This window comes from Streptomyces sp. VTCC 41912, assembly GCF_045799175.1.
GTDB lineage: Bacteria > Actinomycetota > Actinomycetes > Streptomycetales > Streptomycetaceae > Streptomyces > Streptomyces albulus_C.
In genome coordinates, this window is the sequence record NZ_JBJMAB010000027.1 from 15,598 (window position 1) to 31,782 (window position 16,185).

The following is a 16,185-nucleotide window of genomic DNA, read 5'->3' on the forward strand; positions in this document are numbered from 1 at the left end:
TGTCTACTCCCTGTCACAGTCATTCGAGAAAGCGGTCGGCGAGATGTCGGAAAGATACGCGGCCGTGGAACGAGCCCTGCGCGAGGCAGCTCCCCATGAACTGCTGAATGTGGTGCGCGCTTCACTTACAGAGCATTTCGCGGCGAACAGCGTGAACCTGCTGATCGCCGACTACGCCATGACCTTACTCCAGCCCATCGACGCGCTTCCATACACCGCGGCGCCCCTGTCGGTGCACACCAGCGAACCGGGCCGGGCCTTCGGCGCGCAGCAGCCGCTCCTGCGCAGCGCCGGCACCCCTCCCGTCGTCACCGCCCACCTGCCCATTTCGGTGCGCGGCGACCGCCTCGGGGTGCTCTCCCTCGCCCTGCCCGAGGAACACTGCTCCCGCTCCACGCTGGGCGAGCTGGAGCAACTCGCGGACGTCCTCGGCCGGGAGATCGTCCTCGCCGAGCGCGACACCGACCTCTACCTCCAGGCCCGCCGCACCCAACGCCTCACCCTGGCCGCGGAGATGCAGTGGCAGCTCCTCCCGAGCCGCGCGTGCAGCCGGCCCGAGTACGCCCTCGGCGGCCAGCTCGAACCCGCCTACGCCATCCACGGCGACAACTTCGACTGGTCGAGCTCGGCCGACCACCTCACGCTCACCGTCACCAACGGCATGGGCGAGGGCATCGAGGCGGCCCTGCTCACCCACCTCGCCGTCAACGCCCTGCGCAACGCGCGCCGTGCCGGACTGAACCTGCCCGACCAGGCACACCTTGCGGACCAGGCCGTCTACGGCCAGTACGAGGGCGCCGTCCACCTGCCGACCCTGCTGCTGCGCTTCAACCTCAACAGCGGTCTGACGGAGGTCATCGACGCGGGTTCCCCCCGGCTGTGGCGGCTGCGCGAGGGGTCCTTGGAGCTGATCGAGCCGGAGGCCCAACTCCCCCTGGGCATGTTCGAGGACACCATCTACCACGTCGAGCAGTTCGAGGTCCGCCCCGGGGACCGCCTGCTGATCGTCAGCGACGGCGTCTACGACGTGGCCTCCCCCACCGGCGAGAAGTACCAGGAACGCGCCCTGGCCCGCGCCGTCAACAGCGCCCGGCTCCTGCCGGCCTCCCACGTTCCCCGCGCGGTCCTCGACGAGCTCGCCGGTCACCGCGAGGCGGCGGAGATCGGCGACGACGCCACGATCGTCTGCCTGGACTGGTTCGGCCGGTGAGGGCGAGCGGCGGCGCGGGGCGGGCCGCCGCCCGGGCGGGGCGCAGGCCGCCCGCGCCCGTCGGCGGCTGCGTCAGCGCGCCCGGAACTCCCTCTCGGGGGCCGCGCTTCCACCGGGCCGGCCGTCGTGCCGACCCGCGGCGGGCGCCGCGGCGGTGAACTCCACGTGCCGGGACCGGCGCAACGCCCGGACGGCCTCGCGCCGCACCTTGCCCGACTCCGTGCGCGGCAGGTCGTCCACGAATTCCAGGAACCGCACGGACTTGGGCGCGGGCAGGCGCTCCCGCAGGTGGGCGAAGAGCACCTCGGCGGTGGCCCGGCTGGCGTTCCAACCGGCGGACAGCACCACGTACGCCTTGGCCACCGGGCCCGTGTCCTCGGCCACCGGGACCACGGACAGTTCGGCGACGGCGGGGTGCAGCACCAGGACGTGCTCCAACTCCAGCGGGGCGACCAGGACGCCGTCCGGCCCCTCGAAGACGTCCTTGCGGCGCCCGAGGTAGACCAGGGAGCCGTCGTCGTCCCACCGGGCCAGGTCACCGGTCCGGTACAGGCCGCCGGGCGTGCGGCTGGCGGCGTTGTCCTCCGGGTCGAGGTAGCCGCGCATCATGCCGACGGGTGCGCCGGACAGGTCCAGGCACAGCTCGCCCTCCCGGGCCGGCTCGTCGGTGTCGGGCCGGACCACCACCAGTTCGTAGCCCGGCAGCGGATGGCCCATGGAGATCGGGTCCGCCGAGGAGGACGCGGTCACTCCGGCCATGGCGGTGACCTCGGACTGCCCGAAGCCGTTGCGGACGGTCACCCCGGCCAGTTCGCGGACCCGCTCGACCACGTCGCCCATGAGCGGTTCACCGACGCTGACCGCGTTGCGCAAGCCGGGCAGGCCGTCGGGCAGCCCGGTTCGGATCAGCGCCCGCCAGGTGCTGGGCGGCGCGCAGAAACTGGTGATCGTGCCCGTCCCCAGCACCTCCAGCAGCCCCTGCGGGGTCGCGTCTGCGGTGTCCATGGACACCACGGTGGCCTCGGCGTTCCAGGGGCCGAACAGCGAGCTCCACGGGAACTTCGCCCAGGCCGGGGCGGAGACGTTGAGGTGCCTGTCCCCCGGCTTCAGGCCGTTCCAGTACATGCTCGCCAGATGGCCGATCGCGTAGCTGACGTGCGTGTGCACCACCAACTTCGGCCGCGCGGTGGATCCCGAGGTGAAGTAGTAGAACAGCGGCTCGTCGGCTTCGGTCGGGCCCTCCGGCACGAAGGCGCCCGCGTGCCCGGCCGAGGTGGCGAAGTCGGTCCAGCCCTCGTGCTCCCCACCCACGATGATCCTGGTCTGGAGGCCGTCCACCGCGAGCCCCGGCACGACGCGGTGATCGGCGATCACGTGCTGGGCCCCGGCCCGGCCGATCCGGGTGCGCAGTTCCTCGGGCGAGATGGTGATGAAGGCGGGGGCGACCACCGCCCGGACCTTGATCAGTGCGAGCATCAGCTCCCACAGCTCGGTCCGGTTGTCCATCAGCAGCATCACCACGTCGCCGCGGCGCACGCCCTGGGAGAGCAGCCAACCGGCGACCCGGTCGGAGCGGCGCGAGAGCTCCTGGAACGTCAGCTCGCCCTGGCCGACGACGTCCAGGGCCACCCGGTCGTTGCCCTCGGCGATCCGGTCGAACCAGTCGATCGCCCAGTTGAAGTGTCGTGGCCGCGGCCACCGGAACGCCTTGCGCGCGGCGTCCTGGTCCCCGGCGTGGTGCAGCAGCAGGTCCCGCGCGGCCCGGAACTCCCGGTACGCATCGTCTTGCTCGGACAACGTGTCCCCGATCGTTAGAAGGCGTTGGACTTGGCCCGGCGCAGCACGCTGAGCGCGACGACGTCGGCGTCCCTGGTGAACGAGGTGTGCACGCCCGGCCGGCCGTTGCCGATCTGGGTGAACCAGCAGGCCCCTTCGGTCGGGATGCCCAGCCCGTAGACGGCTCGGTGCGGTCGGCCGTGCGCGGTGATCACCCGGCGCTCGGCCGGGGTGATGTGCAGTGCGCCGGTCTCGAACGTCTCGTCGGCGTCGCCGTGCACGAACCCGGCGGCCATCCGCTCGCCGACCAGCTGCCGCATCAGCGGATCGGTGTTGCGCAGCAGGCCGGCGGTGGGGATCCGCGAGTCGATGAGCACGTCGCAGTGCCTGCGCGAGTCCTCGACGGCCGGGGACTCCAGGAAGAACCGGCCCTGCTCGGCGTCGCAACCGTGCGCCACGTCCGGCCCGACCACCTCCAGCACCCCGGCGTCGATCAGGGCCAGGAACTGCGCGGTGCGTTCCAGCGGCGGGCCGGTGAACAGCGGCGAGGTGCGCGACGCGAACCGGCCGAGGAAGTCGGCCCGGTGGGACCGCGGTTCCAGACCGCCGAAGTCGACGGCGTGCCGCAGCGCCTCGCGGGAGTCCCGGATGGCGTCCAGCGCGGCCTTGAGCGGACTCTCCACGTTGCCGCGGCGGGCCGCCTCCATGTCGGCGAGCAGGATGCGCCGCACCTCGGCGACCAGGTCGGCGCCGGAGGCGAACCGCTTGCCGCGCAACGGCCTGGACAGCTGGTCCAGGTCGAGCGGTGCCACGTCCGCCAGTCCGTGGCGCTGCGCCACCCCGCGCCAGCCGGCCGGGTCCGGTCCGAGCGCCCGCAGCTCCGCGGCGACCGCCTCGGCGCGGTCCGGCCCGTGCTGGGTCCGCGCCTGGGTGGTGTAGTAGACGTAGTTGACCTCGGCCCGGAGCAGGGGGAGCACGTCGCGGTCGAAGTCCAGGGCCGGGTTGCCCCGCTGCTGCACGTTGCGCTCGCGCAACCGGCCGACGGCGGCCGAGGTGAGGAACTTCGGCGCGGCCCGGCTGGTCACCCCCTTCTGGTTGCGGCCCCGCGAGCGGATCGGCAGTCCGCTGCGCGAACCGGCCACCACGCGGGGCTCGTTGCCGCTGGGCACGTAGAACAGCGAGCCGTCGGGGCCCTCCTTGAACCTCCCGCCACGGCCGACGGTGAAGGACATGAGGATGTCGTAGAAGGACAGGCCGAGGCCGACGACCCCGACGACGGCGCCCGGCTCGATCGAGGACAGTTCCAGGTCGGCGGCCGAATCCCCGCTGAGGTAGCGGAGTTCGGGCCGCTCCCGGGCGAATCCCGCCAGCTCCGCCTGGTGCCCGGACAGCACCGCCGGAGCGTGCCCGGTGGTGATCACCACCGCGTCGGCGGTCACCGTCAGCTCGCCGTCCACCGTGGACACGCGGAGTTCGTAGCCGCTGTCGACCTCGCGCAACGAGGTCGTCGTGCCGACCACCTCGACGACGTCGCCGAGCCCGGACATCCCGCGCACCACCGAGTCGTACACGTACCGCAGGTACCTGCCGTAGGCGTACCTCGGTGCGTAGTCGTCGTGGCCCAGCCCGGACAGTGCCGGGTCCGGCTGGGTGCGCAGCCACTGTTGGAAGGACAGGCCGGCGCCCGGCCGGCACGGGGCGCGGTCGAAGACCCCGGAGAACATGCTGATCTCACCGACCACGGTGTTCATCAGGAAGCAGGTCTCCTGGTCGGTCTGCCAGATGCGCCCCGCGCCCAGTTCCACCGCGTCGATCAGCCAGATCCGGACGGTGCGCGGTTCCGGTTCGGCCGTCAGGTTGGCCGCGATCCGCTCGAACACCGAGATCCCTCGTGGACCGGTTCCCACGATCGCGACGTTCAGCACCTCGTCAGTCGGGTTGTGCACGGCCTGTCCCTCCATCTGTAGGGCTCGTTCTCAGTGCGCTGCCGCGCCCAGGTCGTCCATGGCGGGCAAGCGGCCGAGCGAGGCGGCGATCGCCTCGTCCGAGGCCGCCATGTCCGTCATGTTTCCGCTGAGGAACTGCTGGTAGGCGGAGAGGTCGAGCAGCCCGTGGCCACTGAGGTTGAACAGGATGACCTTCTCCCGGCCCTCCTTCTTGGCCAGCAGCGCCTCTTCGATCGCGCCGCGGATGGCGTGCGCCGACTCGGGCGCCGGGATGAGGCCCTCCTCGTGGGCGAAGGTGATGCCGGCCTCGAACACCGAGCGCTGCGGATAGGCCACCGCCTCGATCAGCTTCTGGTGGTACATCGCGCTCACCAAGGGGGCGGCGCCGTGGTAGCGCAGGCCGCCGGCGTGGATGCCCGGGGAGACGAAGGTATGCCCCAGGGTGTACATCTTCGTCATCGGCGTGATGCCGGTGTAGTCGTTGTAGTCCCAGGCGTAGCGGCCCTTGGTGAGCTTCGGGCACGCCTCCGGCTCCACCGCGACGAACCGGGTGTCCAGTCCCTCGCGCACCTTCTCGTGGAAGAACGGCAGGGAGACGCCGGAGAAGTTGCTGCCCGCGCCGACCGAACCGATCACCACGTCCGGGAAGTCGCCGATGGCGCGGAACTGCCGCACCGCTTCCTGGCCGATCACGGTCTGGTGGAGCAGGACGTGGTTCTCCCCGCTGCCCACCGAGAGGTTGCAGCGCTCCACTTGGCGGGCGTGCTCGAACGCCTCCGCGTTGGCGATGGACAGGCTGCCGTCGGTGTTCGGATCGCGGGCCAGCGCGGCGCGGCCGGCCTCGGAGTTCTCGTTGGGGCTGGAGATGACCTTGGCCCCGTTCATCTCCATCATGATCCGGCGGTACGGCTTCTGGTCGTAGCTGACCCGCACCATGTAGACGGTGCACTCGAGGCCGAAGATGCGGCAGGCGACGGCGAGGGCCGAGCCCCACTGGCCGGCGCCGGTACCGGTGGTCAGGCTGGTGATGCCGGCCTGCTTGTAGTAATACGCCTGGGCCAGCGCGGTGTTGAGCTTGTGGCTGCCGGTGGTGTTGGTGCCCTCGTACTTGTAGTAGATCCGGGCGGGGGTGTCGAGCAGTTGCTCCAGCCGGCGGGCCCGCTTGAGCGGGGTCGGCCGCCAGCGCAGGTACTCCGCGCGCACCTCCTGCGGGATCTCCACGAACCGTTCCCGGCCCATGCTCTGCCGGTACATCGACAGCGGGATCTGCGGGGCGACCGCGTCGCCGTCCGTGCGGGTCTCCGGCCTTGCCTGGCGCAGCTTGGCCGCGTCCTCGACACCGCTGAGGTCGGACAGCACGTTGTACCAGTGCGTGGGAACGATTTCTTCAGCGGTCAGCGATGCTTCTGCCGAATTCATCATTACGTTTCCGTACCTCGTTTCTAGGAATTTGCCATGTTCGACTGCACCAACTCGACGAGATCGCCGACACGCTTCAGCGAGGCTTCGAAGAGCTCGCTGTCGCCGATCTTGATGCCGCATTCCTCTTCGACTCGCACCACGATGGCGAGAATGCTCAACGACTCGACTCCGATTTCGTGCAACTCGGCATCGAGCCGGATTTCGGATGGCGCGGACGAACCGAGCACGGACGCGATGATTTCGCGCACCTGGGATTCGACCTTTTCGGGCGGCGTCAAGATTTCCCTCTTCTCCCCTGGACGGGTCTTCGCTTTTCCAGCCGTTCGGCTAGAGCATGGAGCTGGTCATCACCGCGGTGCGCAGCCCGAGCGTCAGCAGGACGGCGGCACTCACCCAGGCCAGCCCCACCTGCACCGCCGGCACGGCGAACAACCGCCTCGCCAGCCCGACGAGGGCGACCACCACGGCGTACCAGCCGGCACTGATCGCGATCTGCACGGCGGTCAACGTGACCACGTCGGCGGGCGTACCACCGCCGGGCGGCAGGAACTGCGGGATCAAGGCCAGATAGACGGTGGCCATCTTGGGATTGGCGGCGCTGGTGACCAGCCCTGATCGGTAAGAGCGCCACAGCGTGGCGGCGTCGCGCACCGGGGACTCCTCCGCCGGTTGGCGTCCGAAGTTCCGTCGGTTGCGCACGGTCATGACGGCGAGGTAGCAGAGGTAGGCGGCACCGGTCAGCTTGAAGACGGTGAACACCAACTCAGAGGTCTGCGTCAGCGCGGCCAGCCCCAGGGCGGAGGTAGCCGCCCACATGAGCAAACCGGTACTGCTACCGAGAATGGTCACCAGCCCGGCCCCGCGTCCGAAACGCAGGGTCTCATTCACCAGGACCATGAATGAAGGTCCTGGGGCGGCCACCATCGCAAAAACGGTCGCGATGAAAGCCCCATTCACCATGAGGCCGTCACGATCCCGATCTCCATTTGATCGGGAAACAGCCGTATCGCGTCCACGTCCAATTCAAATGCACCCCCTCTGAGTTCCGACACCTCCGACTGTTGATCACCACCGGCCGCACGCTATCCGCTCGCGATGGGCCAGGCAACAGTTTGTTGAATTACTTGCGGGTCGGCCGAGAACCTACGGGCCAGTAGGCATCGATTCCCGGCCAGTGGAAAGCGCGACCACCAGCGCACCTCGCAGGATGCACCGCTTCGGGCGATGCATCTCGGCCATGAGCATTCCCCCGTCCGCATGCTGGACCAAGGGGGCAGGGAGGACCTTTCGACGCGCCAGGCAGGCAGCACAGAGACCGCGCCATGCACCGCGAACGCCCAGCCCCCGACCGCAGGCACCGGGCACCGGGCACCGGGCACCGGGCACCGGGCACCAGATGCCAGACACCAAACGCCAGACATCAGACGACAGAGGACGGAGGACAGATGACGGAGGACAGGCACCGGACGACACAGACCGGAGCAGAGGCACCAGACACTTGACCAAAGACACCTGACCACAGGCACCGGACGGCAGGCATCAGAGGGCAGGCGCCGGACGGCACGGAGTCGCGGTCGGTCGCCCCGCGAATGCCGGCTTCGCGCGGCGCTCAACCGACGTCGGAGTCGCCCTCCAGGTGCCTGGCGATGCGCAGGAGACCGGGCAGGGCGGCGCGGACGGCCGCCCGATCCACCTCGTCGAGCGCGGCGAGCGCGTCGTCCAGGCGCCGTTCGTGGGCGCCGGCCCAGGCGGTGAGTTGGGTGCGCCCGGCCTCGGTGAGGGTGACGACGGAGGCGCGGCGGTCAGCCGGATCGACCGCGCGGGCCACCAGCCCCGCATTGATCATCTGGCCGATGAGCCCGCTGACCGTACTGGCGGCGAGACGCTGGCGGGTGGCGAGGTCGCTGATCCTGGCCGGGGAGTGTTCCGCGAGGACCTGGAGCAGTTCGACCTGGGCCATGGGCAGTTGCTCCCACGGGTAATCGGTCCGGATGGAAGCGCGCAGCGCGCGGCGGAGCCGGGTGACGGCCTCGGTGAGCAGGCGGGCGTCCGTGACCCCGTCGCCGGGCGCGGGCGACGGGGACGCTGGGTGGCGTTGCTGCGGCATGAACCGACTCTAGCCGCGGGCCTTCCCGCACCGGGCGGGGGCGTCCGTATCCACCTCCGCACACCCATCGGCTACCGAATATTTCGGATGCCGATGTAATATGAGAGTCATGGAGGGTCCCTCGCACGCACCGCGGTCCACGGATCAACGCCTCTCGCCCAGGGGGCCGAGGTGACGGGGCCACGCATCGCCGGTCCCCCGCGCCGACGCCTGGTGCCGAAGGCGCTGACGCACGAACGCCCGCGCCCGGAGCGCATACGCGACCTCCCCGGGGCGTGGTGGCTGGCCGTCGCCACCGTCTGCTTCGGCGCCTTCATGGGCCAGCTCGACGCCAGCGTCGTCACGCTCACCTACGGCAGCCTGCGCACCGAGTTCGGGGCCGAGCTGGCGGCCGTCGAATGGGTTTCGCTCGCCTACCTGATCACGCTGGTGGCGCTGCTCGTGCCGGCCGGTCGCCTGGCCGACGCGCACGGCCGGAAGCTGTTCTACCTGTACGGATTCGTCGTCTTCACCGCCGCGTCAGCCGCCTGCGGACTGGCCCCGTCACTGGGCGCGCTGATCGGCTGCCGGATCGTGCAGGCCGCCGGGGCCGCGATGATGCAGGCCAACAGCGTCGCCCTGGTCGCCACCAGCGCACCGCGCGGGCGGATGCGCACCGCGCTGGGCGTCCAGGCAGCGGCCCAGGCACTCGGTCTGGCCCTGGGGCCCACCGTCGGCGGCGCCCTGGTGTCCACGTTGGGCTGGCGCTGGGTCTTCGGCGTCAACGTGCCCGTCGGTCTGGTCGCCCTGGTGGCCGGGCACTACCTGCTGCCCCGCACCCGGAGTCGTCAGCACGTCACGGGCTTCGACTGGCCCGGGCTCACCCTGCTGGCCTTGGCCACCACGTCCGGACTGCTCGGCGTCTCGGCGGCTTCCGGTCTGCCGGTACCGGCGTGGGGCATCGGTGGCCTGTTCGTGCTCTGCGCGGTGTCGGCCTGGGCGTTCGTCGGGCGGCAGCGGCGCGCCGCGACGCCGTTGCTGGATCTGACACTGCTGCGCCTGCGGGCGGTCTCGTCCGGGCTGCTCGGTGCGTTGAGCGGTTACCTGGTGCTGTTCGGGCCGCTCGTCCTCGTCCCGGTCGTCCTGACGGGGAACGGGCACTCGGACTTGACCGCGGGAGCGGTGCTCACCGCGCTCCCGGCAGGCTTCGCCGCTGCCGCCACCACCGCTGACCGGCTGCTGCCCCCCGCCCTGACGGACCGCACCCGGTGTCTGCTGGGCGCCGCCGTCTGCACGCTGGCGCTGACCGCCCTGCTCGTCGTCCCCCTCACCCCGACCGGCCTGGCCCCGCTGTTGGCGCTGCTCGGGGTGGGCCTGGGCACGTTCACGCCGGCCAACAACACGCTCATCATGGGTGCCATCCCGGCAGCCTCCTCCGGCACCGGCGGAGGACTGGTCAACATGACGCGGGGGCTGGGCACCGCGCTCGGCGTCGCCCTCGTCACCCTCGCCCTCCACGCCGCCCCCACCCACGGCACCCTCGACGGCCCCCGATGGGCGCTGATGGTCCTGATCGCCGCCTCCGTACTCACCCTGGCCGCGGCCTGGCTGGGGCCCGGGGCGAAGGACGGCACCCGGCACGGCCGCCGCCCGGTGCGGCGCATCGCACCGCACCGACGCGGAAACTCCAGCTGAGCGGATCGTGGAGCAGGACACCGTCGGAGGGATCTCACCCAGCCGGATCGGGCCGTGGCCGCGCCCGACCGCACCGGAGGTTCAACGGGTCCGGCGGATCACCGCGCGGCCGCCGTCCAAGTCGATGCCCATGCGGGGAGGTGCACCATCATGCTGGTTGTCCTGCAAGGTGAGATCCACTCGCCGCTGTTCCAGCTGGATGTTCTTGTTGCCGTTCCACATCGTGTGCAACTCCTCGGTCAGGGCGGCACCGAGACTCGCGCCGCCTGACGAGGGCCCACCGGCGAGGCGGCGGCGCAACCACGCCGGACGACCGGATCTCAGAACGATCTGCCGCGCAGCGGCCAGTAAGAATCCGCCGATGACGGGCACCAGAATGGCCATCAGGCTCGCAAGCATCACCATGCCCGCTCAACGCACCGGCGTGAGAGGCGGTTCCACGACGCCGAGGTGACTGCTCCACCTGGACAGCCCCCCCCCGGTGACGCCCCTGTCACGGTGGCTCGCGGGGCTGCCCCTTCGCCCCCGGCTGCTCGCCCTCCGCCGCGCCGGTTCAGAACGTCACCGCGATCTTCCCGGACAGGCCACCCCGGAGGAAGCGTCGGTGCGCGTCCCGGATCCGGTCGACGCCGAAGGCGGCATGCACGCGCAACCGCAGCGAACCGTCGTCGACGAGTCCGGCCAACTCGCGCAACCCGGGGCCGTCCTCGTGCACTTGGTTGACCGTGGTGCGGACGCCGCGTGCGGACAGGTCGGGGACCGGACCTGCCTGGGTGGCGATCGACGCGTACCGGCCCCCGTCCGCCACGGCGTCGGTCAGGAAGGCTCCGAAGGTGTCGAAGACCGCGTCGTAGCTCCGGGCTCGGAACGCGTCGGGGTCGGTGGCGACCACCTCGGCGCCGTGGTCACGGGCGAACGCGACCTGCGCGTCGCGGGATACCAGCGCATCGACCGCGACGCCCCGTGCGCGCGCCAGTTGGAGCGCCAGCCCACCGACCGCACCGGCGGCACCGGCGATCAGCAACCGCTCCCCGGCAGACACCGCCAGCCAGTTCAGCGTCTGCCAGGCGGTCAGTCCGGGCAGCGGCAACGTGGCGGCCTCGACCAGGCCGACCGTCTGCGGCGCGACGGCCACGGCCGACGCGGGAAGCGCGACCAGGTCGGCCCAGGTCCCCCGGCCCGAGCCGAGGTGGTGCGACATCGCGATGACCCGTTCCCCCACGCGCAGTCCGCTGTCGCCCCCGTCGACCACGATGCCGGCCAGGTCCCAGCCGAGCGTCATCGGCAGCGGGGGCGTGCCGTCGCCGATGGCCCCTTCCCTCGTCTTGTCGTCGACCGGGTTGAGGCTGGTCGCCACGGTCCGGATCAACACCTCCCCAGGCCCCGGCTCAGGCTCGGGAGCCTCGACGAGGTCCAGCACGTCGGGTGTGCCGAAACGGTCGATCTGAACGGCGCGCACGGAAACCCCTCACACGATTGCAGCTGACCCCACCGACAACCCGCCAGGCCATCACGGGATTCCCGCACCCCGCGTCGCGTCACCCGGCCCGGCAACGCGGGGACGCCCAGCGACGGCCCGCGACATCAGCACGGCCAACAACTCCCGCCCGCAGTAAATGAGTTGACGTCAGAGGAACACCCCATCCCGATCCACCACCACTCGATGCCCCCTCGGGAGGCGACCCCGAACCGGCATCCGGGCGCCTTACCCCTGCACACGTCACTTCAGTGACTTCAGTGTGCAACCTTTTCGCCATACGCGTCGTCACATATGTGGCGCAACCGTGCGCACGTACGCCTGCGCACCCCCGCACACCATGCGTCATGCACGGTCTGAACGTGGCGTACGTCAACCTGTGCCGCCCACAAGGCACTTGGGATCCGAGAGGTCTGCTCGATGAAGATTCGCCGCGCCCTGGCAGCCGCCGCAGCAGCTGCCGTACTGGCGCCCGCCGCCGTACTGGCCGCGCCCACCGCCGCATTCGCAACGGATCCGGTGTCCGAGGCCGGTCCCCGCACGCCCGCCGCTCCCGACTCCCCCGATGCCGCAACGAGCGGCGGCGGAACGACCAACCCGGACGAGCCGCGTCGCCCGGGCGACGCGGCTGCCGGCGCTGGACGCACGGACGCCGTTGGCCGCAAGGACGCCGGCGGTTCCGACGGTGCGGGCCAGTCCTGCGCGTTCGAGTCCGACCAGTTGCAGGTGGCCGTCCACGGGCTGCCGTCCAAGCTGGCTGCGGGCGGCGCCTGGACCCCGTTCTCCATGAGTCTCACCAACACCACCGGCAAGCCGCTGGCGGAGGTCCAACCCTTCCTGCTCGTGTCGTCCGCCGAAGACGTCGACCGGCCGTACTGGGAGCTGGAGACCGAGTACCGCGACGCCAAGACGGGACAGTGGAAGACCTTCCATGACGCGACGCCCGACGAGCTGTTCGGCTCCTTCGCGGTCGGCCCGGGCAGCACCCTCACGCTCCAACTGCGCACCCGCGCGGTCAAGGACGCCAAGCCCGGCACCGGTTACGCGCTCGCCGCCGGCGACTACCGCAACCCCGACGGTTCCTGCGGTTCGGCCAAGGAAGCCTGGTACGACTTCACCATCCTCCCCGCGGGCGCGAAGCCGACCCAGCCCCCGACCGCCAAGCCCACCGAGCCGGGCAAGCCGGGCGGCACGGCCGAGCCCAGTCAGAGCGCCGCGCCCGGAGCCGGTACGGGTGGTTCCGCCTCCACCGGTGGCCTCAGCCCGATGGGCGGCGCCCACCTCGCTGCGACCGGCTCCTCCTCCGCGCTCCCGGCGATCGCCCTCGCCGGCGGAGCCGCGCTGGTGGTCGGCGCCGGTGCCGTCATCGGCGTGCGCCGGCGCAAGGGCCTGACCGGTCCGGGCGCCACGGACGCCACCGCGTAAGCCCCACCCTTCCCCCAAGCACCTCACCACCCAAGGATCCACGGCCTGAAAACCCGACGACACGGGAAACGAAGGCTCCAAGGGTCCGAAGAACCAGGAAAGAGATCTCCATGAAACTGCGCCGCGCCCTGTCGGTCTCGGCCGCGACGGCCGCCCTGCTCCCCGTGGCGGTGGCCGCCGCACCCGCCACCCAGGCAGCCCCCGCCACAGACATCCCGACGTGCTACGACCTCGACACCGCCTACGGGCAGTACCACAACAACACCTTCGTGGGCCGCGCGTTCGGCATACCCAGGTCGCTCGCTCTCGGCACGCGGTGGACGACCTACACGGCCACGCTCACCAACGCCTCGACGAAGGAGCTCAAGTCGTTCGAACTCAGCGCCAAGCTGGGCAGTTACGTCTACAACGAGGGCGAGCGCGACCTCGGCCCGTACGGCGATCTCCAGTACTGGGACACCGCGCAGAGCGCCTGGAAGACGCTGCGCCAGGCGGATGGCACGGCCCGCGGCACCATCCCCGGCCCGAAGTCGCTGAAGCCCCGCGAGTCCGTCCACGTCCAACTGCGTTTCAGGGTGGGTGAAGACCTGCCCATGGACCAGAACTACGACGCGTTCACCGGCATCACCGGCACCTTCGTCGACCGCTACCGCAACACGGACTGCACCGCCAGCGGCGAGGCCAGCGGCGGCTTCTCCCCCCACAAGGGCTGACACTTCCGGGAGGGCTGCCGCCGTCGGGGCGGCACCCCCCACCCTTACCCCGGGTAGTTCTACCGGCGGTGGAAGAAGTCGTGGAGCTTCTCGTGGGGTGCGGGCGGTGTCTTCGGGTCGGTCCCGACCGCGGGCCGGCCCCCACGCCCCGGTCCGGGTCAGGGACTGGTGAGGACGACCAGTTGCCGGGTCGCCCGGGTCATCGCGACGTAGCGGTCCACCGCGCCTTCGACGCCCTCCCCGAACGCCTCCGGGTCGACCAGGACGACCAGGTCGAACTCCAGGCCCTTCGACAGTTCGGGCGTCAGCGAGCGGACGCGGGGCGTCGCCCGGAACGTGGGGGCGCCGATGACGCAGGCGACCCCGTCGGCGTGCGCGGCGAGCCAGGCATCCAGGATCGTGTCGAGTTCCGCGACGGACCCGTGGGTGACGGGCACGTCGCCGTCGCGGATGGAGGTCGGCACGTTGGCGTCCGGGAGCACGGCGCGGATGACCGGCTCGGCTTCCGCCATGACCTGCGACGGCGTGCGGTAGTTGACGCTCAGCGAGGTCACCTCGATCCGGTCGAGCCCGACCCGCGCCAGTCGTTCCTGCCACGACTCGGTGAAGCCGTGCCTGGCCTGGGCCCGGTCCCCGACGATGGTGAGGCTCCGGGACGGGCAGCGCAGCAGCAGCATGTTCCACTCGGCGTCGGTCAGTTCCTGGGCCTCGTCCACGACGATGTGCGCGAACGGCCCGGCGAGCCGGTCCGGTTCGCTGCCGGGCAGGGCGGCCGCGTCGATCAGGCTGTCCTGGAGGTCCCGGCCGCGCAGCATGGTCACGGCCCCCTCGCCGTCGTCGTCGGCCGCGAGGACGTCGTCGATGACGTCGGCCATCCGGGCGCGCTCGGCGGCGACGGCGGCCTCGTGCCGGCGCTGTCGCCGGGCCGCCGCCGGGTCACCGAGCCGCTGTCGGGCCGCGTCCAGGAGCGGCAGGTCGGCCACCGTCCATGCCTGGGGCGCCTCCTTGCGCTGGAGTGTGCGCACCTCGTCGCGGCTCAGCCAGGGAGCGCACAACCGCAGGTACGCGGGGACCGACCACAGGTCGCCGACCAGGTCGGCCGCTTCGAGCAGCGGCCAGGCACGGTGGAGGGTGGTGACCAGTTCCTCGTCGTGCCGCAGTGCCCGGCCGAACAGCTCGGGCGGGACGTCGTCGTCGAGTTTGTCCAGCAGGATCGTGACCAGTTCCGCCCAGATCTGCTCGCGCGCCTCGTTGTGCGGCGTGCCGGCTCCCGCTGCCTGGAACGCGTCGGCCCAGTCATCGGCGCTCAGCCGGACGTCGGCCCAGTCCGTCATGACCGTCATCCCCTCGGTGGGCGGCTCCTCGTAGAACCTGACGGCCGCCTCGATCGCCCGCACCATCCGCGCGGACGACTTCAGCCTGGCCACCTCCGGGTCGGTCTCGCTCGCCGCCCCGGCGCCCTCGGCGACGAGGTCCCGCACGGTGCAGGTCTGCACGCCCTCCTCGCCCAGGCTGGGCAGGACGTCGGCGACGTAGGCCAGGTAGGGCTGGTGCGGCCCGACGAACAGCACCCCGCCCCGACGGTGGCCCAGGCGGGGGTCGGCGTGGAGGAGGTAGGCGGAGCGGTGCAGGGCGACGACGGTCTTGCCGGTACCGGGGCCGCCGTCGACGACCAGGGCGCCGCGGGACCCGGCCCGGATGATGGCGTCCTGGTCGGACTGGATGGTGGCGAGCACGTCCCGCATCCGGGCCGACCGGCTGCCGCCCAGGCTGGCGATGAACGCGGACTGGTCGTCGAGCGCGGCGTGCCGTCCGAGCGCCAGCGCGTCGGCGGTGAACACCTCGTCCCAGTAGTCCCCGATCCGGCCGCCGGTCCAGCGGTACCTGCGGCGGCTCGCCAGTCCCATCGGGTTGGCGTGGGTCGCCCCGAAGAACGGCTCGGCGGCCGGCGAACGCCAGTCGACCAGCAGCCGGCGCCCCGAGCCGTCGGTGAGGCCGAGCCGTCCGACGTACACGGGCTCGGGGTCGTCGGCGGTGACGATGCGCCCCAGGCACAGGTCCAGGCCGAACCTGCGCAGGGCGCGCAGGCGAGCGGTCAGCCGGTGGATCTCGGCGTCCCGGTCCATGGCGGCCCGGCCGACGCCGCCGGGTGCCTTGAGTGTGGCGTCGAGCTGGTCGGACAGCTCACCGATCGCGCGGTCGAGGCTCTCCGCGAGGGCCGCGAAGTGCCGCTCGTCCTCGGCGACCAGTGCCTGGTCCGCCTTGGCCGCGAGCCGGGCGGGAAGCGCGAACGCGCTGGTGGTCAGGGAACCCATGACATCAACCCCGATCCGCGGCCGTGGCCGCGACGTCCACCGACCCGACGCCGGGCACCAGCGGCCGCCGGCCCCGTCCCACCGCCCGGGCGTCAGCGCCCGGCGCACAGTCCCACCACA

General features: G+C 71.4%; 13 protein-coding genes. 4 read left to right on the forward strand and 9 right to left on the reverse strand.

Annotation, left to right across the window (positions count from 1 at the left end; all coding sequences use genetic code 11):
* Window positions 1-43 precede the first annotated feature (43 nt).
* Window positions 44-1,210 (forward strand): PP2C family protein-serine/threonine phosphatase, encoded by a 1,167-nt coding sequence (locus ACJ6WD_RS29065; RefSeq protein WP_407616839.1) that lies wholly within the window; start codon window positions 44-46, stop codon window positions 1,208-1,210.
* A 72-nt stretch (window positions 1,211-1,282) separates the two neighbouring features.
* Here the strand turns inward: ACJ6WD_RS29065 and ACJ6WD_RS29070 are convergent, their stop codons facing one another.
* From ACJ6WD_RS29070 to ACJ6WD_RS29095, 6 genes are all read right to left on the reverse strand, one after another.
* Window positions 1,283-3,007 carry an AMP-binding protein gene (locus ACJ6WD_RS29070; protein ID WP_233657386.1) on the reverse strand — a complete coding sequence of 575 codons (1,725 nt, stop codon included), beginning with the start codon at window positions 3,005-3,007 and terminating at the stop codon, window positions 1,283-1,285.
* A 14-nt stretch (window positions 3,008-3,021) separates the two neighbouring features.
* On the reverse strand, window positions 3,022-4,932 hold the full coding sequence (locus ACJ6WD_RS29075; protein WP_407616840.1) for an FAD/NAD(P)-binding protein: 1,911 nt from the start codon (window positions 4,930-4,932) through the stop codon (window positions 3,022-3,024).
* A gap of 30 nt (window positions 4,933-4,962) precedes the next feature.
* Window positions 4,963-6,354 carry a TrpB-like pyridoxal phosphate-dependent enzyme gene (locus ACJ6WD_RS29080; RefSeq protein ID WP_016573838.1) on the reverse strand — a complete coding sequence of 464 codons (1,392 nt, stop codon included), beginning with the start codon at window positions 6,352-6,354 and terminating at the stop codon, window positions 4,963-4,965.
* A 20-nt stretch (window positions 6,355-6,374) separates the two neighbouring features.
* Complete coding sequence (locus ACJ6WD_RS29085; protein WP_157846738.1) at window positions 6,375-6,632, reverse strand: acyl carrier protein; 258 nt, start codon at window positions 6,630-6,632, stop codon at window positions 6,375-6,377.
* Window positions 6,633-6,681: 49 nt separating this feature from the next.
* Complete coding sequence (locus tag ACJ6WD_RS29090) at window positions 6,682-7,314, reverse strand: LysE family translocator (protein WP_376712406.1); 633 nt, start codon at window positions 7,312-7,314, stop codon at window positions 6,682-6,684.
* Window positions 7,315-7,963: 649 nt separating this feature from the next.
* Window positions 7,964-8,461 carry a MarR family winged helix-turn-helix transcriptional regulator gene (locus ACJ6WD_RS29095; RefSeq protein ID WP_233657389.1) on the reverse strand — a complete coding sequence of 166 codons (498 nt, stop codon included), beginning with the start codon at window positions 8,459-8,461 and terminating at the stop codon, window positions 7,964-7,966.
* 171 nt (window positions 8,462-8,632) lie between these two features.
* On the opposite strand from ACJ6WD_RS29095, the gene ACJ6WD_RS29100 reads away from it, so the two are divergent.
* Window positions 8,633-10,135, forward strand: a complete 1,503-nt coding sequence (locus ACJ6WD_RS29100; protein WP_407616841.1) for an MFS transporter — start codon at window positions 8,633-8,635, stop codon at window positions 10,133-10,135.
* A gap of 81 nt (window positions 10,136-10,216) precedes the next feature.
* On the opposite strand, the gene ACJ6WD_RS29105 is transcribed toward ACJ6WD_RS29100, so the two are convergent.
* Window positions 10,217-10,540, reverse strand: a complete 324-nt coding sequence (locus ACJ6WD_RS29105; RefSeq protein WP_233657391.1) for a DUF6191 domain-containing protein — start codon at window positions 10,538-10,540, stop codon at window positions 10,217-10,219.
* A gap of 148 nt (window positions 10,541-10,688) precedes the next feature.
* Entirely contained in the window at window positions 10,689-11,594 is a 906-nt protein-coding gene (locus ACJ6WD_RS29110; protein WP_407616842.1) for an NADP-dependent oxidoreductase, read from the reverse strand.
* Between the two features lie 438 nt (window positions 11,595-12,032).
* On the opposite strand from ACJ6WD_RS29110, the gene ACJ6WD_RS29115 reads away from it, so the two are divergent.
* Window positions 12,033-13,037, forward strand: a complete 1,005-nt coding sequence (locus ACJ6WD_RS29115) for an LPXTG cell wall anchor domain-containing protein (RefSeq protein WP_233657393.1) — start codon at window positions 12,033-12,035, stop codon at window positions 13,035-13,037.
* A gap of 110 nt (window positions 13,038-13,147) precedes the next feature.
* Complete coding sequence (locus ACJ6WD_RS29120; RefSeq protein WP_407616843.1) at window positions 13,148-13,750, forward strand: hypothetical protein; 603 nt, start codon at window positions 13,148-13,150, stop codon at window positions 13,748-13,750.
* A 158-nt stretch (window positions 13,751-13,908) separates the two neighbouring features.
* Here ACJ6WD_RS29120 and helR read toward each other — a convergent pair whose 3' ends face one another.
* Window positions 13,909-16,065, reverse strand: a complete 2,157-nt coding sequence (gene helR, locus ACJ6WD_RS29125; RefSeq protein WP_331247313.1) for an RNA polymerase recycling motor ATPase HelR — start codon at window positions 16,063-16,065, stop codon at window positions 13,909-13,911.
* Window positions 16,066-16,185 lie beyond the last annotated feature (120 nt).